The following is a 26025-nucleotide window of genomic DNA, read 5'->3' as shown; positions in this document are numbered from 1 at the left end:
TCATAATACTACCAAGCTATTCGCATTATGTGCTGGTCATGTGTACAATTAAATAGAGAACGCTTAGAAAAGGGAGTGTCATAGATGGATTTAGGATTAACGGGAAAAACAGCCTTTGTTGCAGGTTCCAGTAAAGGACTCGGCAAGGCAAGCGCACGAGAGCTGGCACGCGAGGGTGCGAATGTCGTCATTTCAGGACGGAACGAAGCAGAGCTTCAGCGGACGCAGGCGGAATTACTGGAAACAGCGAGTGGCCGCGTTGAATATGTAGTTTGCGATGTAACAAAACCAGAACATATCTCCCAGGCCATCCGCCGTACAGCTGATTTGTTTGGCACCGTGGATATTTTGGTTAACAATGCGGGTGGGCCTCCTGCCGGTACCTTTGATGATTTTACAGATGAAGTGTGGATGCAGGCCTTTGAACAAAATTTACTTAGTCATATCCGGTTGATCCGTGAAGTGTTACCATATATGAAAAAACAACAAAGCGGTAGGATTTTAAATATTGCTTCTTCCTCAGTTAAGCAGCCAATTCCGGGGTTAATCATTTCAAATACGCTGCGTACTGGAGTTGCTGGATTGGCAAAAACATTGTCTCTGGAATTAGCTCCTCATAATATTCTGGTACATACTGTAGCACCGGGGAGAATTGCAACTGATCGCGTGCGTAGCTTGGACGAGCATCGAGCTGAGAAAACCCAGCAAACGACGGATCAGGTTCGCAAACAAGCAGAAGAGGGCATTCCATTGGGACGGTATGGAGAGCCTGAAGAGTTCGGTAAAGTTGTTGCTTTTCTGGCGTCTTCAGCTTCATCCTATTTGACAGGGAGTACCATCCTTGTGGATGGCGGAATGATTAAATCGTTATAAAATAAAGATGCGTGCCAGCCTCAGGTTTAATTGAGTGCTGGCACGCTTTTTTAAAATTTATTTAGGAAGTAGAAAATCTTCATTCACGGACTGTTCAGCCCTCACGGCCTGGAAGCTCACAACCCTCATCGGTACATAAACCACCTGCATCTTGTTTGGACGAGCTGCCGCTTATCATGGTGAAAGGTGAGCGTTCATCCCATGCTTTTTGAAGCGCATCATGAAATACTTCCTCCGGCTGGGCACCAGAAATAGCAAATTTTCGATCAAATACAAAGAATGGCACACCCTGAACACCCAATTCAGCGCCTTCGGCTTCATCAGCTCTAACTTCGTCGGTAAAACGGTCACTGGCTAATATAGCAGCCGCTTCCTTTTGATCCAAACCAACTTCAGTAGCCAGCGCTACCAGCACTTCATGATCCCCTGTATGCTTGCCTTCGATGAAAACAGCTTGGAATAAACGCTCGCTCAGCTCCAGCATTTTGCCTTGTGTTTGAGCCCAAAGTGTTAAGCGGTGAGCATCAAGAGAGTTCGTCGGCACCATGGCATGAATATTATAATCAAGACCCGCAGAGCGTGCGTTTTCGTTCATTCGATCATTCATAGCCTGAGCCTCTTGCAGACTGACCCCATATTTAGCTGATAGTTCTTCATTGATCGTTTTACCACTATCTCTCACAGCATTCGGGTTCAATTCGAAACTCTTGAATGTCAATTGCACCTCATTGCGATGTGGGAATTGCTGTAATACTTGCTCCAAACGGCGTTTGCCGATATAACAGAATGGACACATATAATCAGACCAAACTTCGATATTCATCAGGAAAAAGCCTCCATGTATACGTATTTTATTGAGTAACTGGGAGTGGTGCTCCCCCCTTTAGAATGTGTATTAAGGTGGAACTTCATTAGTTACAATAAGAATTATAAAGCTAAAGCATTCAACGTGCAAATAATTAATGCTTGTCAAAAAATTAATGCTGTGATATTTTATATGTGTAACCGGTTACACATTGGAGTTGAACCTACACTATGACAACAATTAAAGAAGTCGCCAGCTTTGCAGGTGTTTCCGTAGCGACCGTATCCAGAGTTATTAATGAAACTGGATATGTACATGAGGATACACGGCGAAAGGTAGAGGCTGCTGTGAAGCAGTTAAATTACAAGCCTAATGAAGTTGCACGTTCTTTGTATAAAAAGAAATCCAGATTAATCGGCCTGCTGCTGCCGGATATTACGAACCCTTACTTTCCCTTGTTAGCTCGTGGGGTGGAGGATCGAATGCAGGAAAATGATTTTCGGATTATTTTCGGTAATAGTGATGAAGATCGCCAAAAAGAATTGGATTACATGGATACTTTTGTTCAAAATAATGTCGTTGGTGTTATTTCTTCTACCAATGATCCCGATGCCGATTGTTATGCCAAACTGAAGATCCCGGTCGTTTTTCTCGATCGAACTTCCAGTGACAGCCTCTCCGTATATGCAGATGGAGCCCATGGCGGTTGCTTGGCTGCTCAAGAAATGGTTGCCCGCGGCAGCAAACAAATTACAGTCATGCAGGGCCCTGCACATATTCGTCCAGCACAAGACCGTTTTCGCGGGGCGGTTGAAGAGCTTCAGCAATCCGGAATTGCTTACCATGTGGTCGAGACAACCTCCTTTTCGTTCAAGGAGGCCGAGTCGTGGGCCAAAGAGCTGTTTAGCAAGTACCCGGATACGGACGGAGTTATCGCAAGTAACGATATCGTGGCTACAGCGGTGATGCATGAGGCACATAGATTAGGAAAGAAAATCCCGGATGATGTTCAAATTATCGGGTTTGATGATATACCATTAAGTAGTTTGTTATTCCCGCCTTTGTCAACGATCCGACAACCTGCTTATGAAATGGGCTGGGAAGCAGCAGGGCTACTCATTCAGTTGATTGAGCAGTCGCAAGTAACGAAGTCAAGCGTACCTAATCTTCATTCGAAAGTACTTACCTATTCAAGCATACAATTGCCCGTCAAATTTATAGAACGGGAAACGACAAGAAAGGTGGATCATGATGGCTAAAATTTCGATTATCGGAAGCAGTTCTATGGATCTCGTAGTTACTTCGTCCAAACGTCCCGGTGCTGGTGAAACGGTATTGGGTGAAAGCTTTACAACCGTACCTGGAGGTAAAGGAGCCAATCAGGCAGTAGCCGCAGCACGACTCGGAGCGGACGTTACGATGATTGGACGTGTAGGGGATGACCATTTTGGAGAACAGATTTTACGTAATTTTGAAGAAAATCATGTTTATACTGGCTATGTGAAACCGGTTACACATATGGAAAGCGGTACAGCGCATATTGTACTCGCTGAAGGTGATAACAGTATTGTCGTGGTAAAAGCAGCAAATAATGAAGTGACACCTGCCTATGTGGAAGAAGCGCTTGACGTCATCCGAAGTTCGGATATTGTGTTAATTCAACAGGAAATACCGTCGGAAACGGTTGTTTATGTAAGTGGAATTTGTGCGAAGTACCAGGTACCCTTGTTGCTGAATCCAGCTCCGGCTCGCGAGGTGGATGACAGCGTAATTGCGAATGCGACCTACATTACGCCTAATGAGCATGAAGCTGCCATTATGTTTAAGGATATGAGCCTTCAAGAAGCGCTGCGCAAATATCCCAACAAGCTGTTTGTGACTGAGGGCAGCAACGGTGTACGGTTCTTCGACGGAGAACAGGAAGTCGTGGTTCCTACTTATAAAGTAGAAGCCGTTGATACAACAGGTGCAGGAGATACGTTTAACGCTGCTTTTGCAGTGGCATTGGCTGAAGGAAATTCGCTGGCAGACAGTGTGAAATTTGCTAATCGTGCTGCGTCATTGTCCGTAACCAAATTTGGAGCCCAAGGTGGAATGCCAACCCGACGTGAAGTGGAGGAGCAAATATAATATGAAGAAACATGGAATCCTAAACAGTCATATATCCAGAATACTGTCGGATCTCGGCCACACAGACTATATTGTCGTGGCTGATGCCGGCTTACCTGTTCCTGAAGGCGTTACCAAAATTGATTTGGCCCTTAAATTGGGGGTTCCATCCTTTCAGGACGTCGTTGATGTCATTGCAGCAGATATGGTGATCGAAAAAGTAATGCTGGCCGAAGAAATTAAACAAGAAAATGAACAAGCATTACAGTATATTATGCGCACCTTTGCAGGGGAGCAATTAGAACAGCCACAGCTTAATAAGCAGGCAGCCGTCATTGAGTTTTGCCCTCATGAACAATTCAAGGAGCTGACCCGGTATGCGAAGGCGGTCATTCGTACAGGAGAGGCTAAGCCGTTTGCCAATTGTATTTTGCAGGCAGGAGTTCATTTTGGATAAATCAATGTTGAATAAAAAGGAGGGTACAGCATGCAGATTCAAATGAAAGGAATTCACAAAGCCTTTGGAACCAATCAGGTACTGAGTGGTGTTGACTTTGATCTTCGTGAAGGAGAAGTACATGCCCTCATGGGTGAGAATGGTGCAGGCAAATCAACGCTGATGAATATTTTAATCGGACTGCATCGGCGAGATGAGGGAACGATCATCATTGACGGTCAGGAAACCTATTTTGCCGACCCCAAAGAAGCGGAGCAAAAAGGAATTGCTTTTATTCACCAGGAACTGAATGTGTGGCCGGAGATGACCGTGCTGGAAAATCTATTTATCGGCAAGGAAATGACATCCAAGTGGGGCTTACTAGACAGCTCCAAAATGAAAGCGCTAGCAAATGAACAATTCAGCAAGCTTTCGGTAAATCTTCCATTGAACGGTGAAGCAGGCGATTGTTCAGTGGGTCAACAGCAGATGATTGAAATTGCCAAAGCACTCATGACGGATGCTAAAGTTATCGTGATGGATGAGCCGACAGCCGCCTTAACCGAACGAGAAATTCAGAAGCTGTTCGAGGTTATTACTTCCTTGAAAAAAGATGGTGTTTCGATTGTGTATATTTCACATCGGATGGAGGAGATATTCGCGATCTGTGATCGGATTACCATCATGCGTGACGGGAAAACGGTGGATACTCAGGCGATTCCCGATACGCATTTTGATGAAGTTGTACGGAAAATGGTGGGTAGAGAGCTGACTGAACGCTACCCGGTAAGAACGCCTGCTTTGGGAGAAGTGGTGCTGGAGGTCAAAAATGCTTCGCATAAAGGGTTATTTGAAAATGTGAATTTCACTGTACGATCTGGGGAAATTGTAGGTTTTTCAGGCTTAATGGGCTCGGGACGGACCGAGATCATGCGGGCGTTATTTGGACTGGATGCTTTGGATCGTGGTGAGATTCATGTGCGTGGAAAAAAAGTGTCTATTCGTAAGCCGGATGATGCGGTGAAACTTGGGATTGGCTTCATTACAGAAGACCGAAAAGATGAGGGCTTGGTGCTGGACTTTTCCATCCGGGAAAATATGGTGCTGCCAAATCTGTTCAGCTTTACTTCAAAAGGATTTATTTCAGGTAAAAAAGAGCTAGATTTTGTTAACACTTTAATTAAGCGCTTACAAATTAAAACCCAATCGGGCGAAACAACGGTTCGCAGTTTGTCAGGTGGTAATCAGCAAAAGGTGGTTATTGCCAAATGGGTAGGTATTGGTCCAAATGTGCTCATTCTTGACGAACCGACGAGAGGTGTGGATGTGGGAGCCAAGCGGGAAATCTACCAGTTGATGAACGAGCTGACCGAACGTGGAGTCGCGATTATCATGGTATCCTCGGAACTCCCTGAGGTACTCGGCATGAGCGATCGTATTGTCGTGGTGCACGAGGGAAAGATCAGCGGAGAGCTGAGCAGGGAAGAAGCCACACAAGAAAATATTATGACGCTAGCTACAGGAGGACAGTAATATGACAACTATGAATGAATCAAAAAGCAGCAAAGGCTTTCAAATGTCACAAATCACACAGAAGCTTGGCCCGTTGTTGGGACTCATTATTTTGGTAATTATCGTATCGGTCTTAAATCCCAGCTTTTTGGAACCGCTTAATATTTTGAATTTATTGCGCCAGGTATCCATTAATGCGTTAATTGCGTTCGGTATGACCTTCGTTATTCTCACAGGCGGAATTGATTTGTCAGTCGGCTCCATATTAGCACTATCCAGTGCGTTTGTCGCAAATATGATGCTGGCCGGGTTCGATCCTATTTTGGCGATTATCATCGGTTGTGCATTGGGTGGCGTGATGGGCATGGTCAACGGCTTGATGATTACGAAAGGTAAAATGGCTCCGTTCATCGCTACACTAGCAACCATGACCATTTTCAGAGGATTAACACTCGTTTATACCAACGGTAACCCTATTACAGGACTCGGAGACAGTCTGGTATTTCAATTGTTCGGTCGTGGCTATCAGTTCGGTATTCCGGTTCCAGCGATTACGATGCTCATTACCTTTGCTGTCCTATGGATCATTTTGCATAAAACACCATTCGGACGCAAAACGTATGCCATCGGTGGTAACGAGAAGGCTTCGATTGTATCCGGTATTAAAGTACCGCGTGTGAAAATTTGGATTTACTCTCTGGCTGGAATGCTTTCCGCGTTGGCGGGTGCTATCTTGACCTCACGTTTGAACTCGGCACAACCGACAGCGGGTACTTCTTATGAACTGGATGCCATTGCGGCTGTCGTATTAGGTGGAACAAGCCTCTCGGGAGGACGCGGACGAATCGTAGGTACGTTAATTGGTGTGCTTATCATCGGTACACTAAACAATGGCTTGAACTTGCTGGGGGTTAACTCTTTTTATCAAATGGTCGTAAAAGGGATAGTCATCGCTATTGCTGTATTGATTGACCGTAAAAAATCCGCATAATACACCTAATCTGCGTAGAAGGAGACACATAAATATGAAAAAGCTTATATTAATCATGACTGCCTTGCTGCTCCTGCTCATGACAGGGTGTTCCTTGGAACCGCCCGAATGGGCCAAACCTAAAGCGGCCGCGAACCTGAAGGACATTAAAATCGGCTTGTCGATCTCAACGCTGAACAATCCATTCTTCGTCTCTCTCAAAGACGGAGTTGTGGCAGAGGCCAAAAAACAAGGAATGCAGGTCATTGTTGTGGATGCACAAAATGATTCGGCGAAACAAAGTAATGACGTGGATGATCTGATTCAACAGGGAGTAAACGCGTTACTCATTAATCCGACAGATTCGTCGGCCATCTCCACTGTGGTACAATCAGCGAATGCATTGAACATCCCGGTTATTACACTGGATCGTTCTGCTGACAAAGGAGACGTAAAAGCACTCGTCGCTTCAGACAACGTAGAGGGAGGACGAATGGCTGCCAGATATGTGATTGATCAAGTTGGAAAAGGTGCCAAAGTGATTGAGCTGGAAGGTGTTCCAGGAGCATCCGCTACCCGTGAACGTGGGAAAGGCTTCCATGAAGTAGCAGATAAGGATCTGAAAGTCATAGCAAAACAATCGGCCGATTTTGATCGGACCAAAGGTTTGAACGTGATGGAAAATCTGCTGCAAGGAAACCCGGACGTACAGGCAGTATTTGCCCACAATGATGAAATGGCGTTGGGTGCGATCGAAGCAATCCAAAGCTCAGGTAAGAACATTCCAGTCATCGGTTTTGACGGTAACGAGGATGCGCTTAAATCAATTAAGGAAGGGAAACTGACAGCCACCGTAGCTCAGCAACCCGAGCTTATTGGTCAATTGGCGGTGCAGGCAGCCAAGGATGTACTTCAAGGTAAAACCGTGAAAACATCCATTCCCGCTAAGCTGGAGTTAGTGGATCAATCGAAATAAAAAGGGCGCTTGACTCAACATATTAAGCTATTCGGACTGATGCTGTAATGCGCATCAGTCCTTTTTTTGGCTATTCTACAATGACGATACATACACATAAATGGAAGTTTTTTATTTTTGTATTGTAAGAAGAGACGGTAAAAGATAGAATAACAATTATATGATAATGAGAATCACTATCATATAATGAATTGTATATATCTAAGGAGGACGTATATTGTGCAACAAAGGTACAGATTAAAATGGGAATCCACGCTTTGTCTTGTGGTTCTTTTGATGGTTGTATTGAGTGCATGTGGAAACGCAGCTAGTAACAACCAGACAAACGACAAGACTAGCACTAATGATCCCTCCGGGCAATCCAAAACGGTTGTCATGCGCGAGTATACTGATGCCACTGGCAATAAGATCAGTATCCCTGCAAATCCACAGCGAGTTGTCACGACACAATATTTGGATGCTATGCTGGCCTTGGGAGTTAAGCCTGCAGGTGCTGCTTCCCATTTGTTGGAAGGCAACTATTTAAAAGGTAAGATTGACGGAGTTGCGGATATTGGGAACCCGACAAATGTAGAAAAGGTGCTGGAGCTACAACCGGACCTGATCATCACAACAGAAGATACCACGCCAGAAGTGAAAGAGCAGCTGGATAAAATTGCTCCAACCGTAGTCGTTTTGTTTGGAGATGGGGATGTATTTAAGCAACTGCGGGATATCGCAGCCGTGCTGGGTAAGGACAAGGAAGCCGAGCAGTGGATCGCTAGTTTCGACAAAAAGGCTGAAGAAGGTCGAAAGAAGCTGGCTGGAAAATTCAAAAAAGATGAAACGGTTACCATTTATATGACCTACGGTAAGGATGTGCTAAGAGTATATGGAGCGCGAAATGTAGGACATGTCATTTACCGTTCACTGGAATTGAATCCTCCTGAGTACATACGACAGAAGCTGGAAAATGACCCGAAGTTTAACTTTGTATACGATAGCATTTCAATGGAAAAGTTACCCGAACTGTCAGGAGACCGTATTATTATGCTGGTTTATGATGAAGCGACTAAGGACGGAATGCTTAAGCAAATTGAGCAAAGTGCACTGTGGAGAAATCTCCCGGCTGTCAAGAACCACAAAGTGTATTTCATCAAAGCCGACCCGTGGTTTACCTACTCACCGCTTGCTATTGACAAATCGCTGGATGAAGCCGTTAACATGCTTTCCATCGATCCTAAATAATCGCTCGAAATTAGAAAGGAGAAGCAATGACTATGCTTAAACGTTTTTTTGAATACTACCGTCCTTACCGGACTTTGTTCATCATTGATTTCTCTTGTGCCTTGCTGGCTGCACTGCTGGAGTTGGCTTTTCCGCTTGCAGTCAATCGGGTGGTCGATGATTTGCTGCCTAGCGGAAACTGGAAATGGATTTTATATGCCTGTCTAGCTCTACTCGGTATTTATGTCATAAGTGCTGCGCTGAATTACGTGGTTACCTATTGGGGGCACAAGCTGGGCATCAACATCGAATCGGACATGCGTAAAAAGCTGTTTGATCGAGTACAAAAGCAATCTTTTCGCTTTTTTGACAATAACAAAACAGGGCATCTCGTTTCACGTATGACCAACGATCTGATGGATATTGGGGAAATTGCTCACCACGGCCCCGAAGATTTGTTTATCGCATTGATGACACTGGGGGGAGCCTTTGGTATCATGCTCGGTATTAACTGGAAGCTGGCTGTACTGACTTTCATTATTGTACCCCTCATGATTTACTTGTCTCTTTATTTCAGCCGAAAAATGTCTGCTGCTTTCCATCGTATGTTTTCTGATATTGCGGATTATAACGCTCGTATTGAAAATAACGTCAGCGGGATTCGCGTTGTTCAAGCGTTCTCCAACGAAGCACATGAAATGGAACGTTTTGCTGAAAATAATGGGCGTTTCCGTAAAACGAAGCTGATCGCGTACCGGATTATGGCCTGGAATTCCTCAATTAGTTTTATACTAATGAAGCTGGTTTCATTGTTTGTGCTTGTGTGTGGAACATGGTTTGTTATCGAAGGACAGATGACCTACGGGGAATTTATCGCATTTGTGATGCTGTCTAATGTATTCCTGGGGCCGATTAAACAAATTAATTCTGTCATCGAAACGTATCCGAAAGGGATTGCCGGCTTCCGACGGTATCTGGATTTGCTGGAAAGTGAATCGGATGTAGAAGATCTGCCTGGGGCCAAGGCGGTTGGCCATCTTAACGGAGATATTCAATTTGCAGGTGTAACGTTTGGTTACGAGAACAAAGACAAGGTATTACGCAAAGTGGACCTATCTATCCATACGGGTGAAACCGTAGCACTTGTGGGTCCTTCAGGAGCAGGTAAAACGACACTTTGCAGTTTGTTGCCTCGCTTCTACGATGTCGAGGAAGGCAGCATTACCATTGATGGGATGGATATCCGTGAAATGAAGCTGGAATCGCTGCGATCCATGATTGGTATCGTACAGCAGGATGTATTCCTCTTTGATGGAACGATTCGTGAAAATATCGCTTATGGTAAGCTGGATGCTTCGGAAGAAGAAATCTGGGATGCTGCTCGTCGAGCTCAGATTGAAGACCTTGTTCGCTCATATCCGGATGGTCTGGATACAATGATCGGTGAGCGAGGTGTGAAGCTCTCCGGTGGTCAAAAGCAACGTTTGTCTATTGCCCGGATGTTCCTTAAAAATCCGCCAATTCTCATTTTAGATGAAGCGACATCAGCATTGGATACAGAGACAGAAGCCGCGATTCAGCAGGCGCTGACAGAGCTATCCCAAGGCCGTACGACACTCGTTATTGCGCATCGTTTGGCAACGATCAAAAATGCTGACCGCATTATCGTAGTTGCAGATCAAGGGATTGCCGAGCAAGGCAGACATGAAGAGTTATTAGCAGTAAAAGGGGCATATAGCCGCCTGCACCAAGCTCAATATGGAACGTAAATAGGTCGATATGACGCCGTAAATAGAGAGAGGAATGAACGAGTTTGACAAAGAAAATGTGGATTGTGATGATGCTTCTGTCAGTCATTTTAGTTCTTACCGCCTGTGGTGGAAACGTAAAGCAGCCGGATGAAAAGCAGAATCAAACTTCTAGTGAACAAAAATCAGAGGAAACGAAAACAGTCAAAACGATTCATGGAGATATTAAGATACCGGTTCACCCTCAGCGGGTTGTAGTGGATTTGTACCTGAATGATTTATTAGCACTAGGAATTAAACCTGTGGGAAGTGTTAAATATTATCTGGATAATCCGTTTTCGAAGGATCTTGTACAGGGAATTACAAGCATTGGAGACCGCGGAAGTGTATCCATTGAGAAAGTATTGACTCTGCAGCCGGATTTGATTCTGATTGGTTCCAAAGATGCTTCTGAATATGAAAAATACAGTAAAATTGCTCCGACCATCGTGATTCCTTATGGAACGTACAAGAATGTGCATGAGGAACTGACAGCTTTTGGTGAACTGCTTGGAAAAGAACAGGAAGCCAAAACATGGCTTGCTCAATACGATCAGCGAATGCAGGCTGCACGTGACAAGCTAAAGGGAATTGTTCAGCCTGGAGATACTTTCACCGTAATGGAAGCTTCGGAAAAAGAATACTATGTCTATGGTGATAATTTTGGCAGAGGAGGACAGGCGGTATACAGAGGACTGAATTTGACACCTCCGCCGCTTGTCCAAAAAGAATTATTAGGTGAGACTCAATGGAAATCGGTGTCAAAAGAAGTCATTAATCAATATGCCGGCTCTTATATCTTTCTGACGGTTAACAAGGATTTGGGCGCTTACGAAGGAGACAGCATATGGAAATCACTGAATGCAGTCCGGCAAGGTAAGGTTTTTGAGCTCCAAGAGGATCGATATTGGTACTTCGATCCCATCGCTATTGTAGGGCAAGCTGAAGAAATCGCAGATATGATCGTCCAGCGGAATAAAGAGAACGCCGCACAGAAGTAGTCGCTTCGGTGTTGTTGGCAGCCCTTTGGTATTTATGCCGAAGGGCTTTATTTTTCACAATAGGGCAGATCATTAGGCATTCCTCGAAATTTGCTATTGAAGCCGTTGCCACATTAATTTACAATAGTAAAGATTGCATGATAATAATTCTCATTATCAACATCATCTTCAACACAGTTCGTGATAGCTACATACTATTCAACAGTAAGGGTGAACAATAGTTATGAAATTATCAGAATCATCGGATAGCCCTGCTCAAAGTAATCATAACCAGTCGCCGACTCAATTCCACTCGCGACCTTGGGCGGCTTCGCTTATCCTGACAGCTGGGCTTGGACTTTTAGCGTTCGGTATCGCGCTATCCCTATCTTTTGGTGCAGCCTCTATTAGGCTAGAAGAGGTATGGAACGCCGTTTTTCATTTTAAACCCGAGTTACAAAACCATCAAATTATTTGGGAAATCCGTCTACCTCGGATTCTGGGTGGGGTTCTAATCGGAGTTTGCTTTGCCGTAGCAGGTGCAATTATGCAAGGAATGACCCGAAATCCGCTTGCTGACTCGGGCTTGCTTGGACTGAACTCGGGAGCCAGCTTGGCGATGGCGATTTGCTTTGCCCTTTTTCCCGGATCTTCCTTTTTACAGTTAATGTTGTATTCCTTTGTTGGTGCAGCTCTGGCTGTTGTGATGGTATATGGTACAAGCTCCATCTCCAAATCAGGTCTTACGCCAGTTCGTCTTGTATTGGCGGGCGCAGCTGTCACGGCATTGCTGTCTGCCTTAGGAGATGCAATTAGTTTGTACTTTAATGTTGGACAGGATTTAGCCTTTTGGTATGCCGGAGGGCTTAGTGGAACCAAGTGGGTTCAGCTCGGTATAGTTTTGCCTTGGGTTGTGGCAGCTTTTATCGGCGCTCTCATGTTGTCGCGCTCTATTACGCTGCTTAGTCTGGGAGATGAAATTGCGTTAAGTCTTGGTCAGCGAACTGGGGTGGTAAAGGTAGTCGGGATGATTCTTGTTCTGATTCTGGCGGGTGCAGCGGTGTCGTTGGTTGGTTCTATAGGTTTCGTGGGATTAATTATTCCCCATATAACCCGCAAGCTGGTTGGCGTCGATTATCGCTGGATTATTCCATGCTCGGCCATTATGGGAGCTTTACTCATTGTGTTTGCCGATCTGGCAGCCCGTATGATTAACGCACCTGAGGAAACACCGGTGGGCGTACTTATTGCCTTAATTGGGGTTCCATTCTTCCTTTATCTGGCACGTAAAGAAAGGAGGGCGCTGTAAGATGAATAACGTTACGAATGGGGCTATTGCCAAAGCTAGTCATCGTAAAAAAATCCATGATTGGATGGTTGTAATTATTCTGCTCGTATTGCTCATTGCTGCGTTCACCATAAGCGCGAATACGGGAACCATCCGGCTTTCGCCAATGGAGCTATTTAGAACCTTGTTTGGACAAGGGACTCCACAGCAGGAATTAATCCTCTTTGAATTCCGATTGCCGCGAATGGTTATTTCTCTTCTAATCGGTGCAGGTCTCGCTGTTTCTGGCTGCATCATGCAAGGGGTCTCACGTAACGGCCTAGCGGACCCTGGTATTCTGGGGATTAATGCGGGCGCCGGGCTGATGGTCATGCTGTTTGTATTGCTTTTTCCATCTATGCAAACTACGAATTCATTGTTTTTACTTCCCGCTCTTGCGCTGATTGGATCAGGAGCAGCTGCTATTCTCATCTACGCGCTTTCTTACAAGAAAGGCGAAGGAATTTCCCCAACAAGGCTACTGCTGAGCGGAATTGGCGTAGCGGCGGGTATCAGTGCTGCGATGATCATTATGACTCTTAAGCTGACACCTGAAAGCTACACGTTTGTAGCTAATTGGTTAGCAGGAAGCATCTGGGGCTCAAACTGGAAATTCGTAATGGCTCTGTTGCCTTGGCTGATTGTATTGCTTCCTTTCGCATACTACAAAGCAAATGTGATGAATGTGCTTAATCTGGGAGATCAGACGGCATCGGGGTTGGGTACACCTATCGAAAAGGAACGTATTCTCCTTCTCGCTGCTGCGGTTGGATTGGCCAGTTCTAGTGTTTCGGTTAGCGGCGGTATCGGCTTTGTCGGTTTGGTGGCTCCACATTTGGCGAGAAAGCTGGTGGGTCCGAAGCATAAAACGCTACTGGTAACCTGTGCTTTAGTCGGAGCACTCCTGGTCCTTGTAGCGGATACGATCACACGATCCTTACCTTTACAGAAAGAAATACCGACAGGTTTGATTGTAGCCATCATTGGTGCGCCATACTTTTTATATCTGCTGAGTCGCTCCAAAGGGTAACATCACGAAAGGATACCACCTGTCAATTAAAATAACCTTCAATACCACTAAGGAAGTGGGGCTGAAGGTTATTTTTTTCATTTGATTTAGCAGCCTTTCATCTCAACGGGAAGTATTCAAGGCATGAGAGGTTTGATGCAGCTCTCTGATCATTTTATGCAACGTGTAATTTTCCTGACGTGTCACGCCGTGTTGATTTTCCTGAACCAGCAACTGATGGATGTTTCGTTTTAGAATTTCACTTCGACGTTCCAGCATTTCGGTACTCATAAATAAATGAACACTCCCTTTGTCATGAATAAACCTACATTTTTGAAATGAGCATAGGCTGAATATAAGTTTGCCTTTCGACTTCTTTAAGTATATCGTGCTAGATGATCAAGGGAAAACGGAGCGAGACTGCAAATTACTTTTTCTCATCATCCATGCCGTGTCGACAGCGACTCACCCCATGAGTTCTTAGATATACTTCCTGATGCTGGCGATAACAGGGGATTAGTCGTAATTAACTTCATGTATATAATTTGACTAGCTCATGTTTTTTGATATAAACGGATTTAGTGTATTAATCCATTTAAAATTTTGCTGAAAGCTATGGAGGGGAGCAACTAGAACTGCAAAGGTGTATTCAATGCAATCATTGGTTTATTCCATATCAGCGAGCTCAGTTAACCAAATTTTGCAGTTCTAAATGTCGGAGTCATTACAACTACCTAATGAAAAGAAAAGAATAAGAGGCTATAACATTTTGGAAGTGAGGAGATACAATAATGATTATTTAAAAATCAAATGAAGAAATTGAGCTCATGAGAGGAGCTGGCCGAATTACGACTATTCTGCCAGTCCGCACCACTTGCCTTTGAGGCCGAACTTTTCAAGTCCTGTGTGTACGCCGTAGACGTATACTGGAAGCCATGATCCGAATGAAGCACGGCTCTGGATACGTCTATTTTGTGTGCATTCATAATACCAATTTCTTTATACCCCGGACCGAAAAGATCCGGAATGGTGGAGAAATAGCTGCTTTATTATCATTATTTGTATTGTGGATATACTGGCTGAACGGCTACCTGCTCAGGATCATGACCGAAGAACAACAGATTCGGCTTAACCTCCTGCACAATCTGCTGAATGCGGGCGATTGACTGGCGTGCCTGTTCACGGTCAAAGCCGTCAAACGGCACGTCGTTTGCGTAATTCTCCTGCGTGTAGGCAACATCAATCGTCAGCATGACCGGACCCGATTCCTTTGTTGTGACCAGCGCGGACTGATGACCCGGCGAATGACCCGGAGTATAGAACAGTTGCAAACCTGGAACCAGCTCATGATCCCCTTGAAGCAGTCGGTAATTCAAGTCCGCCTGCACGCATTCCGGTGGCGCATACTCCAGATTACCGATCGCAGCGTCTGCTTCGGTCTGCTGCACATAAATCGGTGTATTCGGAAAATGCGGATTGCCTCCAGCATGATCCATATGCATATGAGAGATTACGATGGCATGGATATCGTCCGGTTGATAGCCGATCCGATCCAGTACAGCCACGATACTATCATCGGCTGACATATGGGGAATGAAGCGCCCTTCAAACGGTGTACTTTTAAAATAATTTGGATTGTTGATAAACGAATCCGGCATACCGGTATCAATGAGAATCGGACCGTGATCTGTCTCCAGCAGATACGACCAGATTTGCAGGCGCACCAGTTCACCGGGCTGTGCATGATGGTTGAGTGAGGAGCGATCAATATCAAGCTGACCGATCGGTAACCAGTACAATTTGTTAATCATACAATCATCCTCCAATCTTAGTTTACATAATAATTATTATGTAGTTATGAATCAGGGTTTCGGCTGACAGAAAGTGATGTTTGTATTTTCGTTTGTAAGATCCGGGTGCTGGAGCCTCATGCTGTCGTTGTAATCTCACTCTTTCGAAAATTAATTTTTAATAGTTTAAATGATAAGGCATGTAGGCGTCCAGCAGAAATTTGCCCAGAAGCTGGATCACACGGTCATCATCTCGAAAATCGGTGAAATTCTTGGTGATCCACTGCTGCTATTGGGTGAAAATTACAATCAGCTAGCAGGCTATCATATGGAGATGGTGCACGCGCCGGAAGATGATCCGGATAGCGAGCTGGAAACTGCATATGATATTCATGTTTTGGCCGCTATGGCGATTTTGACTGCTACCGATCGAGAGCAGCGCCCCAGCTTGCTGATGAAGTAGAGAAGTGGTGCTGCATGCAAGACTATTGGCTATTTAGTTTTGTTTTGGATATGAATGAATTACATTCGGAGAACTTTTCTTGAGCGTGTTTTAATTTGTCTACATTGTGGGATCGACCCCCTCTGACCCTATGCCACCCCGTTAAGTGCTTTGAAATGTCTGCTTGAAGGCGATACCAGGCTGGACAAGAGGGGAGCGCTTTATTTATACTTAAAAAGCGCTAAAAAAACAGCGTATAATATAAATTATACGCTGTTTAGGTTTAAAACGACTTTTAGAATCTCTCCTGCATAAGATGTCGATTGAATTGTCGATAAAAATCAGACGAAAATGATCGTTTTACAGTATATTTCGGAATATGAACTGAATTGGAGGCGAACGGGATGAAAAAAGAGTTGCGACATGTGGAGCTCGATACAACTGAAGAAACTGATGAAATATATACTGAGGAGCTGGAAGCTTTTTTGATCTGGATGAAGGATGCGGGATATACGATACATACGCAAAAAAATTATATGGGGGATGTAAAGCAATTTTTGCGCACGTTGCGTGAAAAACCACTCGATCAGGTGAAGAAGATTCATGTTATGTCGTATTTGTCTAAAGCGCGGGAGGGAGGCGCCGGAGATAGTACGCGGAACCGGAAGCATGCAGCGGTGAACAGTTTTTTTAAAGCGCTACAGGAATTTGAGTTATGCAGCACAAATCCGGCAGCGGGAATTAAGAAAGCAAAGACTGAAAAGAATCGTATGCCCGTCTATCTGGATGAAAAGGATATTCATCCGTTTTTGCTCGCGGTGGAGGGGAAATATGCAAATCGTAATATGGCTATTTTTCTGCTGATGGTCTACATGGGATTGCGGGTGGGGGAGGTTCATTCATTGAATGTCTCGGATTACAGCCGAGAAAGACGTACCTTAGATGTGTTCGGTAAAGGGCGTAAGTGGCGTACTCTCCCGGTACCGGAAGCCGTATGTGATTTTGTAGAGCATGCGTTGGAGGAAAGATTGACGCCGTGGAGAGGTAAAGAGGATGCGATGTTCGTATCCCAAAAAGGCCGCCGTCTGGCAGTGCGCACCATTCAACAGATCGCTACAGAAACGTTCGAACGATTCCAGCAAGATAAGAGTATAGATCGCCGGGAGGCTTATTCCAGCCATAAGCTGAGACATACATTTGCGACAATGCTATTACGTAAGGGAGCAGATCTGCGTACCGTACAGGAGCTACTAGGGCATTCATCCATTCAGACAACCACAGTATATACACATGTCACTGATCGGGAAAAAGAAAAAGCAATGGATAAGCTGGATATTCAGATACCAATATCAAGATTGTAAGTATAGCATGAAAGTTGAGATTAAATGAAAAATAGTTTACATAATAATCATTATGCAAACTCGTCAGAGGAAATTACATCCTGACTTGAAAATCACATCAACGGCTTTAGGTCATTATGATCATGAACGTAGTATTCTTTTTCATAGCGTTAGTTTTGTTTTTGATTGATTTGCTCCAACCTGATACTGATTAGCTGCCACCCAATCATTTTGCGCATACGATTCGATTTTGGTTCTGCAACAGCATTCTTCAATAGATTAGCCTCCTTATTTTAGCGATCATCTTATGTTAAGCATGAGAATAATTCAGAATAAGCTGGAAAGCAATAGTGAATTAAAGGTTAGTACGATATTACCTTGACAAAGGTAATATTTTACTGCAAAATTAGTGAAACAAATTTATAAATATGGTTTATAAAGTTGTTTTATGATGTTATAAAAAGAAGGTGCTATGTATGGAAAAAGCTAATACAAATTTAATTAAAGAAATAAATCTGAACCTGGTTCGCAAAGTATTGAAACAGATCAGTAAGACAACAAAACCCCAACTAGCCGCATTGACTGATTTAAGTGTGGTAACTATCAATACCCTTATGCAGGAATTGCTTAATAATGGAGAGATCTTTGAAGATGAAATCGTCCCTTCAAACGGAGGCAGGCATGCGTTAACCTATCGTTTTAATTATGAGTATAGTCTAGCACTGATTATACATATTAACGAAAAACAAGGGACAGATGTAGTGTGTACTACGGTAGTGAATTTAAATGAGGATGCTCTGATGAAAGAAGAGCATCCCTTTCAAATTTTTAATGCTACACAATTTTATTCCACGATTCAAGACATCATTTCCCTCTATCCTTCCATTAAAGTTATTGGAATAGGAATCCCGGGACAATCTGTAAATGGAGAAATTACAGTCAGCAGTCATGAAAGATTAAATGGAATTCGGTTGGCAGAGGATGTGCAAAGCAAATTTGGTTTGCCGGTTATTGTGGAGAATGACGTAAATGCCGCTGTATGTGGTTACGTCTATAGAGAACAAATAGATGAAGATCAATGTGTACTGGCTATTTATTTTCCTGAGAATTCTCCACCAGGAATGGGGATTTATTTGCGAAATGGGGTTTTAAAAGGCAAACATGGATTAGCTGGTGAAATCAAATTCCTTCCGTCGATAGTTTGGGATGAGAGCAAGGGAACGGAAGTTTTCTTCAATAGTATATGTGAAATTATTCAAATATTACAATCTGTATTTGATCCTGATCGAATTGTGATCTATAGAGAGAATATAGAAGAAGTGTCTTTCTTTCATTTTTTAGAATCCTACAAATCTAAACATAAGATGCCTTTGTATCCTAAGGTTATTTTCTCAGATTTATTTTATGAAGATTTTAAAACAGGGTTGAGAGGGTTAACTCTAAAAGAATTGGAACGTCCAATCATTGTCTTTAAATAATGTATATATGATTACCTGGGTTTATTCTTATTGGTTAGGACTTGCGCCGATTTACCCTGGACTTCTTCATGAAACGCCAACTCGGTTTGGTAAAGAGAATTCTTCCAAACTCATGAGATATCAAATGGCAGTTGCTTATACAGGAACGACATTACTTCCTCCCATTTTTGGGGTTATAGCTTCTCAGACAAGTATTCATTTTTTCCCGATTGCCGTCATTGTTTTCCTTCTTTTTATGCTGTTCAGTTCAGAACAAGTGAATCGTACATTGAAAAAGAGAACTTTGAACGGTTAACCCAAGATTATATCTTAAATCATAAACATCCATGACAAAAATGTGCTTTTCTATAAATTATCGCTTGACCTGAAACGCGTTTCATCAGCTAAAGTAAACGTGTAACCTAAAAGAGAAAGCGAGGGCACTCTATGATCTCACTGATTTTACTTTGCTCAGTTATATGGGTTGGTACTTATTGGTGCTTAGCATTATCCGGGCAGCCTAAGGAAGTAAAACCTTACCGCTCCATCGATGATTTTTTTGAATAACTTTGTATGTCCACTTAATAAAGTAACTTTTTTTACTCACTTTATTAATATGTTTAATTAAATGGTTTAATAAGTGTACAGGGTATGTAATGCACCTATTAAATGAATGTTTGAAGATTTTAATAAAGATTTTGATGTTGATCCATGGAAAGAAAATGAAAAGCCGTAAATTAAACTTGGCTAATAAAGATCTTTATATATTAAGGGAGGATTTATATATGTTTAAACTGGTAGTAAGTGATCTGGATGGTACTTTTCTGAATAATAGTAGCACTTTTGATGTAGAATTATTTAATCAGGTGTATGGAGAAATGCAAGAAAATAATATTTCCTTTGTAGCCTGTACAGGCAAGCAGTGTGAAAGAGTAGAAGAATTATTTGGCGAGCACGGAAAAGGGATCTGGATCTTAGGGGACAGTGCTACGCGGATTAAAAAGGATGGAGTCGTCGTCAAAGAGTTTACGATTGAACGCAATTTAGCTTTACAAGCGATAAGAGACATCGAAAGTTTTTCCAATGATTTCATTATCATAGCATGTACAACGGAAGCAGCATTTGTTCATTCTTATATTCAAGACGAATACTATAAAATTGTGAAAGGCTCGTATAAAGAAGTGATTAAAATTGATTCATTTGATCAAATCAACAGTAGCTTTCTTAAAATAACTGTATATGATCCAACTGGAAGAAGTTCCTTATTAAGAAAACATGTTGAAAAGACTCTAATGGATCGAATTTATATCGTTGATTCTGAAGCAAATTGGCTGGATATTACAGCCCTTCATACCCATAAAGGGGAGACGGTAAGAAAACTCCAAGAGATATTGGGGGTTACTGAGGATGAGACCCTGTCTTTTGGAGATGGTGAAAATGATGTGGAACTTATGAGTATAGCAAAATATAGTTTTGCTATGAAAAACGCATGTGATAATACTAAAAATGCAGCCAGTTTTATCACTAAATCCAACGAAGAAAACGGTGTCTTATTAACGATAAAAAAAATGATGGATTTACAAAAGCAATAATATTAATTATCGTTATGGAGAGAAGACCCCAAATTGCCTCATGAAAGGACTATACGTAGCATGAAAAATAAAATACTGGTTTTTGATATTGGTGGCTCTTTTATTAAATTTAGTTTGTATTTTCAAGGTGAATTTATGTGCAAGGGGAAAGTTAAAACTCCATTGGACTCACTTGAGAATCTGCTTGTAGCTTTGAAGCAAATTCATAATCAGTTTATGGATGAATGTGAAGGTATAGCCGTCAGCATGCCAGGTATTGTGAATTCGGAAAGCGGTCACATGGTGCATGGCGGTTCATTAAGATATATAAATGATATAAATATGCTTGACGTTTTTAAGAAAGCGTTTCACAAACCTGTAGCGATTGAAAATGATGGAAAGTGTGCTGCTCTTGGAGAAGCATGGCGTGGTTCATTACAAGGGATTACCGATGGTGTCGTTCTGGTCGTTGGAACAGGGATGGGCGGTGGAATCATCTCTCAAGGGAAATTGTTGAAGGGCCATCATTTATCAGCTGGGGAGTTCTCCTTCATTAGAACGAACAACGAAAATGCAGACAATGATGATTATCTGCTTGGTATGCAAGGGAGTAGTTTTGTTTTAACTAAAACCGTTGCGAAAGCCAAAGACCTTCCTGCAGATTCTATGACAGGTGAAAAGATATTCAAGTTCATTGAAGAAGGTGATGGCACGGTCCAAACGATTTTTCGAGAATACTGTAGGAACATCGCAACACAAATCATTAATTTGCAATCCATACTTGATCCTGAAAAGTTTGTAATTGGGGGAGGCATATCTGAAAATCCTTTACTGGTTATTACCATTAGGGAAGAGCTAGAAAAGCTTTATAAGGATTCTTTCTATAATTTTGTGCGTGCAGATATTGAACAAAGTAGATTAGGCAATGAAGCGAATTTGCAAGGTGCTATATATAACTACAAACAATCCTATCATCTTGAATGATAACAAAAGTTATATTTCGATGAGCGCGGGATTGAGTATTACAAACAAATAAAATAACAATAAAAGAGCGTGCCTTAACTTTGGACACGCCTTTTTTGCATTACAGACGTTTGATATAGGAGCTTTATATAATGAAGCTGGATTGAAGGTTAGAAGCCGAGTTTTACATGAACTTGGATGTCTGATTTATCTTGTCCTATCTAGTAAGGAATCATTAAGTTTACATAATATATATTATGTTTTTTTGTGTGGTAAAATCTGCAAGTGGATCACTCTTATCAAGTGTCCGCTTGCAGATTCAAGTTTCACTGACAATATAAAAATAACTTATTTTTTATATTGAGAATATACGCATGCGTCTATATTTCATTTTCCGGGGGAGATTCAATCATCACTCCTTCGACATGCTTGCGTCCCAGCAGTTTTCGTTTTTTGCGGTTTTCCTTGGTTTCTAAAACAATATCCAGATCATAGTCGTCAGGATACAATTCAGTAGCAGCGATGTGAAGGGCGAGCCTCTTTTTGTTTATGGTTAGCTTCTGTCCTTGGATTAAAATCCCGACATTCCCCCGTTCATCCTCGGTTTTGTATACAATTCCAGTTCGATCCAGGTAGCCTACATAAACACTATCACCAAGGGCAAATGGCTTGGTTTTGAGAGGAATTTCTTGTTTCCCCCGTTTTGTGACTGTACCGTCTAAAGCTGCTTTTTTAGGGAGAGGCTTATTTGCATCATCAGACTTTTCATCATCTACAGAAGGGGGAATAACAAACGATTCCTGTGTTTTCCGAGACACTCTGCCTGCAGAAATGGCCTCAGAACGCTCGATAATACGTGTCCACATGCCCAGCTTCAAGGCAATCGCATATGCATAGCTTTCTCCGGCCTCTCCAATGCGAAGTCGGTACAATGGTTGCAGCGTTTCGGTATCAAACTCCATACGAGCATTCTGAAATCCCGGTGTGTTTTCAGCAAAATGCTTGATTTCGCTAAAGTGGGTTGTAGCCACTACTGTCGCCCGGCGACGGTGGAATTCTTCTAGCAACGCGATAGAGAGCCCTACCCCTTCTCCCGGATCGGTACCAGATGCCATCTCGTCAATCAGGATCAGAGTAGAGTTGCCCGTCGTTTCTAAAATGCTAATCATGTTGCGGATGTGTGCAGAAAAGGTGCTCAAAGCATGTTCAATGCTTTGTCCATCCCCGATGTCAACCACAATTTCCTCGAATACAGCCATTCGGCTGCCATGCAAAACAGGTACCAGTAGCCCAGATTGCACCATTAATGTTAATAGACCGACGCTTTTGAGGGCCATCGTTTTTCCGCCTGTGTTCGGTCCGGTGATGATGAGTGAGGAATATCCTTCACCAATTGAGAAATCAAGCGGCACCATGGTATTGGACATCAACGGGTGACGTGCACCTCGGATGTCTATAATCCCGTCAAGGTTAAGTTCGACAGGGACAGCATCCAGAGTCATGGCGTATTTGGCTTTTGCCAATAAAAAATCCAGTACACCTACCGTCTCTGTATTGATGCTTAGTTCCCGATTGTATAACTCAGCCATTGCCGTCAGGTCTCCCAGTACTTTCATTTCTTCTTTTGATTCTTCTGCCATGTTCGCGCTCTGATCGAATTGCAGATTCGTGATCTCGGCAGGTTCAACGTAAACCGTTTGACCACTTCCCGATTCATCCAGTACATTGCCTTTCACTTGTTTACGGAATTCTTTTTTGATTGGAAGCACGTAACGGCCATTGCGCTGACTAATCATATTTTCCTGCATAATGGATCGGTGACGGCTGGTGAGAGAGTCAAGTTTTCTCTTGATACGTTCTTCAGTAACCGCAATTTTTTTGCGAATTTTAGCTAGTTCTTTACTGGCGATATCCGTCACACGTCCCGAATGAATACATCTTTCGATTTCGGATAGAAGTGGCTCCATGCTATACATGGAAGATGCATAAGCGCTGACGGTTGGAGCAGCGTCCGCCTTGGAATGCATATATTTTATTAGTTGAATGCAGCTTCTAATGAATTGGGCCATATGAGAAAAATCGCGCTCGCTGAACATATACCCGGTCCCGAGCAGATGAAGAATGTGCTCCATTCCTTCCAACGAAGGGACAGGGACGCTTGCTCCATGGCGAATGATCTGTAAGGCTTCGTTCGTTTCGTCAAGACGAATCTTAATTGTACGGATATCAGTAATTGGGCGCATAGAAGCAGCGTGACGCTTACCCAGGTAAGAAAAAGCACATTCGGAAACTTTTGTTTTAATTTGATCATATTCCAAACGCAGCATTGTAGTTTCGTTCATGAATAAATCGCTCCTTTAGTTGTGTAGTGTCAGGATTTTGGAAACCTTGCTGTTAAAATAAAAAAGGGCGGAGAATGAACAAAACGTTCATTCTCCGCCCTTAAGGAAAGAGGGAATTTATCATCAAATAAGCCTGTTATGCAGCTTTTGTAGTTCCGAGTTCCGTGTTTCCAATTTATTCACGCAACAGCTCTTTTCTAAGCTATTTGGATCGAATGGAAGACGTTTAAAGGGAAGTTACAAAATCTGAAAACAAAAAAACCGCGCTGAACACAGCACGGAATAGGGCCTGGATGAAGATAATCCCGAAGGCGATTTATGATATCCGCATGTTCTTAACTAATATCAGGGTAACAACAAAGCAACAAACAAACCTGTCCCCGAAGGATACAAGCGCCTGATGATACTCCCTGAATATGCAATTGCTTAGTTAAGAACGTTCACCGACATCAAAATCTCTCCCTTAATTGAAGATATAACCATACTATACGATTGGACAGGCGTTGAAGTCAAGGTCGACTTCTTTAATTCGATACAATGGTGATCATAAAAATAACATAATATATATTATCCTGAATTTCGAAAGCCCGTAAGATCAAAGAAGCCAGAGACTCACCGCTCAAAAAACCTGTAAGAATCAGGGTGTATTAACAGGGGGAATATTCCAAAACGGCTTACCAGCACGTAGATTCCGGAAGAATTCCAGACGAAACCTTGCAATCGTGTAGCCCCTATGAACCGGTTCGCAGCAATCTTGTTTGAATCGCTCGTACAGGTTATAGGCCAGTAATTTGACGAGCAGGTCAATTTCATTGGCTTCAAAAGAGCCCGTGGCGATTTTATCGATGGCAAATCCGCACTTGGCTTCCTGGATGTAGTTTTCCATACAACACCGCTGGTTGTAAAAGCGCCACAAATCGATGGATTCCCACTCCAGGCTCGTGACGATCGCTTCATACTCCCAATCGGTATCCAGCAGGAGACAAGCTTGGTCGTCCTGAACGACTTTCGCCTTGCGGATGACGGCGACCCGCCGCGGTTTCTTCCAAGACGTGGCTTGGTACCAAAGGGCGATGCCTTCAATGATCCAGTCTTCGTCCACGTAACGTTTCCAATACCGACAAGCGGCCACTTCAGCCGCCAAACGTTTGGTCCATTTCATTTTGCCCACATAGCCGATCTGCCGTCCTTTCCAGAGCGAATAGAAGTCTTCGCCGCCAAAGCCCTTGTCAAACCGGGCGTATTGGACCGGGTGCTGACCTAAGAGGTCAAAGGTCTCTTTCAGAAAAGGGGCGGCCTCGGTGGACGAGTGAACGTTTCCTGCCCGTAGCACGGCATTCAGGCAAAGGCGGGACTGTCCTTCAAAAGCGAGCAAGGGATGATAGCTTTTGCGCCCCGTCTTATGGGCATTCACGCCTTTCGCCGCTTGGGCCTGATTGCCGTAGACCGACTCCACGGTCGAATCCAAATCGAGAATGAGCTTGGAGGGCAGACAAGGCCGAATCACTTCGAGGTTCACTTGCCGAAGTTCCATTCGTACATTAGGATTCGTTTTTCCCAGCCGATCCAGTTCCTTGTACAGAAGCGAGTGGTGTGGACAGCGTCCACCGAGAAACCGCTGAAGGAGGGAGTCCTTTTGCCATCGGCGAAAGTGAAACAGACACTCACAGCCCAGTATCCAGCCGACGATGAGGTATAGCAGAATGCGGTGCACTGGGAACAGCGCATTGTGAGCTTTGCCTCCGGTTAAGGTTTGGAGCACAAGGCTCAGTTTAATTTTTTCGAGATAATCGAGGAAGATCTTGCTTCCTCCGATGTTTGTGGACTGGTTTAGGGAAAATTAGGTCTTGATTTTATGGATGGGTGTGGTAGACTTCACCTAAAAGGTGCTCCTCTCTTTGGGTGATTTTGTTCTCGACAAACACCATTCTACCAAAGATTTGAGCCCTTTTTTTATTTTTTATAGAAGGTTACTTTCAGGATAATGTACAATTGGTTAAAAGGTAAATTTCCTAATGCATTTGTGGAATTTGAAGTGTATATCCCCACTACAAGGCAAATAGCAGATATTTATGTTGAGCATCAAGATGGAGAGTATGAGGGAATGAAATGGGCTTTTGAATTTCAGCA

Annotated in this window: 22 protein-coding genes and 2 pseudogenes; 18 read left to right on the top strand and 6 right to left on the bottom strand. The window is 43.3% G+C overall.

Annotation, left to right across the window (positions count from 1 at the left end; all coding sequences use genetic code 11):
- The first annotated feature begins 84 nt into the window (after positions 1–84).
- Positions 85–873, top strand: coding sequence for an SDR family oxidoreductase (locus MKY24_RS14065; RefSeq protein WP_023988932.1), 789 nt, complete (start codon positions 85–87; stop codon positions 871–873).
- A gap of 94 nt (positions 874–967) precedes the next feature.
- Here MKY24_RS14065 and MKY24_RS14060 read toward each other — a convergent pair whose 3' ends face one another.
- The gene (locus MKY24_RS14060) at positions 968–1696 is read right to left on the bottom strand and encodes a DsbA family oxidoreductase (protein WP_023988931.1); all 729 of its coding nucleotides are present in this window, start codon (positions 1694–1696) and stop codon (positions 968–970) included.
- 212 nt (positions 1697–1908) lie between these two features.
- On the opposite strand from MKY24_RS14060, the gene MKY24_RS14055 reads away from it, so the two are divergent.
- From MKY24_RS14055 to MKY24_RS14005, 11 genes are all read left to right on the top strand, one after another.
- Positions 1909–2937 (top strand): LacI family DNA-binding transcriptional regulator, encoded by a 1029-nt coding sequence (locus MKY24_RS14055; RefSeq protein ID WP_053325576.1) that lies wholly within the window; start codon positions 1909–1911, stop codon positions 2935–2937.
- A complete protein-coding gene (gene rbsK / locus MKY24_RS14050; RefSeq protein ID WP_339202330.1) occupies positions 2930–3808 on the top strand; it encodes a ribokinase in 879 nt (292 codons plus the stop codon). Before MKY24_RS14055 ends, rbsK begins: the two co-directional genes overlap by 8 nt.
- 1 nt (position 3809) lies before the next feature.
- The gene (gene rbsD / locus MKY24_RS14045; protein ID WP_023988928.1) at positions 3810–4244 is read left to right on the top strand and encodes a D-ribose pyranase; all 435 of its coding nucleotides are present in this window, start codon (positions 3810–3812) and stop codon (positions 4242–4244) included.
- Positions 4245–4274: 30 nt separating this feature from the next.
- Positions 4275–5756 carry a sugar ABC transporter ATP-binding protein gene (locus tag MKY24_RS14040; RefSeq protein WP_023988927.1) on the top strand — a complete coding sequence of 494 codons (1482 nt, stop codon included), beginning with the start codon at positions 4275–4277 and terminating at the stop codon, positions 5754–5756.
- A gap of 1 nt (position 5757) precedes the next feature.
- Complete coding sequence (gene rbsC, locus MKY24_RS14035) at positions 5758–6726, top strand: ribose ABC transporter permease (protein WP_013310465.1); 969 nt, start codon at positions 5758–5760, stop codon at positions 6724–6726.
- Between the two features lie 34 nt (positions 6727–6760).
- Positions 6761–7681, top strand: a complete 921-nt coding sequence (gene rbsB / locus MKY24_RS14030) for a ribose ABC transporter substrate-binding protein RbsB (RefSeq protein WP_023988925.1) — start codon at positions 6761–6763, stop codon at positions 7679–7681.
- Between the two features lie 219 nt (positions 7682–7900).
- Entirely contained in the window at positions 7901–8908 is a 1008-nt protein-coding gene (locus MKY24_RS14025) for an ABC transporter substrate-binding protein (protein WP_339200214.1), read from the top strand.
- 32 nt (positions 8909–8940) lie between these two features.
- Positions 8941–10656 (top strand): ABC transporter ATP-binding protein, encoded by a 1716-nt coding sequence (locus tag MKY24_RS14020; RefSeq protein ID WP_339200213.1) that lies wholly within the window; start codon positions 8941–8943, stop codon positions 10654–10656.
- Positions 10657–10712: 56 nt separating this feature from the next.
- Positions 10713–11675, top strand: a complete 963-nt coding sequence (locus tag MKY24_RS14015) for an ABC transporter substrate-binding protein (protein WP_339202327.1) — start codon at positions 10713–10715, stop codon at positions 11673–11675.
- A 223-nt stretch (positions 11676–11898) separates the two neighbouring features.
- Positions 11899–12963: an iron ABC transporter permease gene (locus MKY24_RS14010; protein WP_025720646.1), complete on the top strand. Its 1065-nt coding sequence runs from the start codon at positions 11899–11901 to the stop codon at positions 12961–12963.
- Position 12964: 1 nt separating this feature from the next.
- Entirely contained in the window at positions 12965–14011 is a 1047-nt protein-coding gene (locus MKY24_RS14005) for an iron ABC transporter permease (protein WP_076265286.1), read from the top strand.
- A gap of 102 nt (positions 14012–14113) precedes the next feature.
- Here MKY24_RS14005 and MKY24_RS14000 read toward each other — a convergent pair whose 3' ends face one another.
- The 3 genes from MKY24_RS14000 to aiiA all read right to left on the bottom strand — a co-directional run bounded on the left by MKY24_RS14000 (position 14114) and on the right by aiiA (position 15801).
- The gene (locus MKY24_RS14000) at positions 14114–14281 is read right to left on the bottom strand and encodes a hypothetical protein (protein WP_007432475.1); all 168 of its coding nucleotides are present in this window, start codon (positions 14279–14281) and stop codon (positions 14114–14116) included.
- Positions 14282–14796: 515 nt separating this feature from the next.
- On the bottom strand, positions 14797–14976 hold the full coding sequence (locus tag MKY24_RS13995) for a hypothetical protein (RefSeq protein WP_339200212.1): 180 nt from the start codon (positions 14974–14976) through the stop codon (positions 14797–14799).
- A gap of 69 nt (positions 14977–15045) precedes the next feature.
- On the bottom strand, positions 15046–15801 hold the full coding sequence (gene aiiA, locus MKY24_RS13990) for an N-acyl homoserine lactonase AiiA (RefSeq protein WP_071558670.1): 756 nt from the start codon (positions 15799–15801) through the stop codon (positions 15046–15048).
- 169 nt (positions 15802–15970) lie between these two features.
- On the opposite strand from aiiA, the gene MKY24_RS13985 reads away from it, so the two are divergent.
- From MKY24_RS13985 to MKY24_RS13960, 6 genes and pseudogenes are all read left to right on the top strand, one after another.
- Positions 15971–16243, top strand: coding sequence for a hypothetical protein (locus tag MKY24_RS13985; protein WP_339200211.1), 273 nt, complete (start codon positions 15971–15973; stop codon positions 16241–16243).
- Between the two features lie 383 nt (positions 16244–16626).
- Complete coding sequence (locus MKY24_RS13980; RefSeq protein ID WP_076295085.1) at positions 16627–17583, top strand: tyrosine-type recombinase/integrase; 957 nt, start codon at positions 16627–16629, stop codon at positions 17581–17583.
- A 455-nt stretch (positions 17584–18038) separates the two neighbouring features.
- Entirely contained in the window at positions 18039–19040 is a 1002-nt protein-coding gene (locus MKY24_RS13975; protein ID WP_068942569.1) for an ROK family protein, read from the top strand.
- An 11-nt stretch (positions 19041–19051) separates the two neighbouring features.
- A pseudogene (locus MKY24_RS13970) lies at positions 19052–19335 on the top strand (MFS transporter); the annotation flags it as partial.
- Between the two features lie 469 nt (positions 19336–19804).
- Positions 19805–20611: an HAD-IIB family hydrolase gene (locus MKY24_RS13965; protein ID WP_339202325.1), complete on the top strand. Its 807-nt coding sequence runs from the start codon at positions 19805–19807 to the stop codon at positions 20609–20611.
- Positions 20612–20671: 60 nt separating this feature from the next.
- On the top strand, positions 20672–21574 hold the full coding sequence (locus MKY24_RS13960) for an ROK family protein (protein ID WP_023988912.1): 903 nt from the start codon (positions 20672–20674) through the stop codon (positions 21572–21574).
- A gap of 359 nt (positions 21575–21933) precedes the next feature.
- Here MKY24_RS13960 and MKY24_RS13955 read toward each other — a convergent pair whose 3' ends face one another.
- Both MKY24_RS13955 and MKY24_RS13950 read right to left on the bottom strand, forming a co-directional pair.
- Positions 21934–23895 carry a DNA mismatch repair protein MutS gene (locus MKY24_RS13955; RefSeq protein WP_339200210.1) on the bottom strand — a complete coding sequence of 654 codons (1962 nt, stop codon included), beginning with the start codon at positions 23893–23895 and terminating at the stop codon, positions 21934–21936.
- Between the two features lie 694 nt (positions 23896–24589).
- Positions 24590–25774 (bottom strand): annotated as a pseudogene (locus MKY24_RS13950) (IS1380 family transposase); the annotation flags it as partial.
- Positions 25775–26025: the final 251 nt, after the last annotated feature.

Origin of the sequence: Paenibacillus sp. FSL P2-0322, from assembly GCF_037975315.1 — a bacterium.
Classification (GTDB): domain Bacteria; phylum Bacillota; class Bacilli; order Paenibacillales; family Paenibacillaceae; genus Paenibacillus; species Paenibacillus polymyxa_B.
The sequence above is the reverse complement of the archived record's forward strand: the minus strand, read 5'-3'. Positions and strand labels throughout refer to the sequence as shown.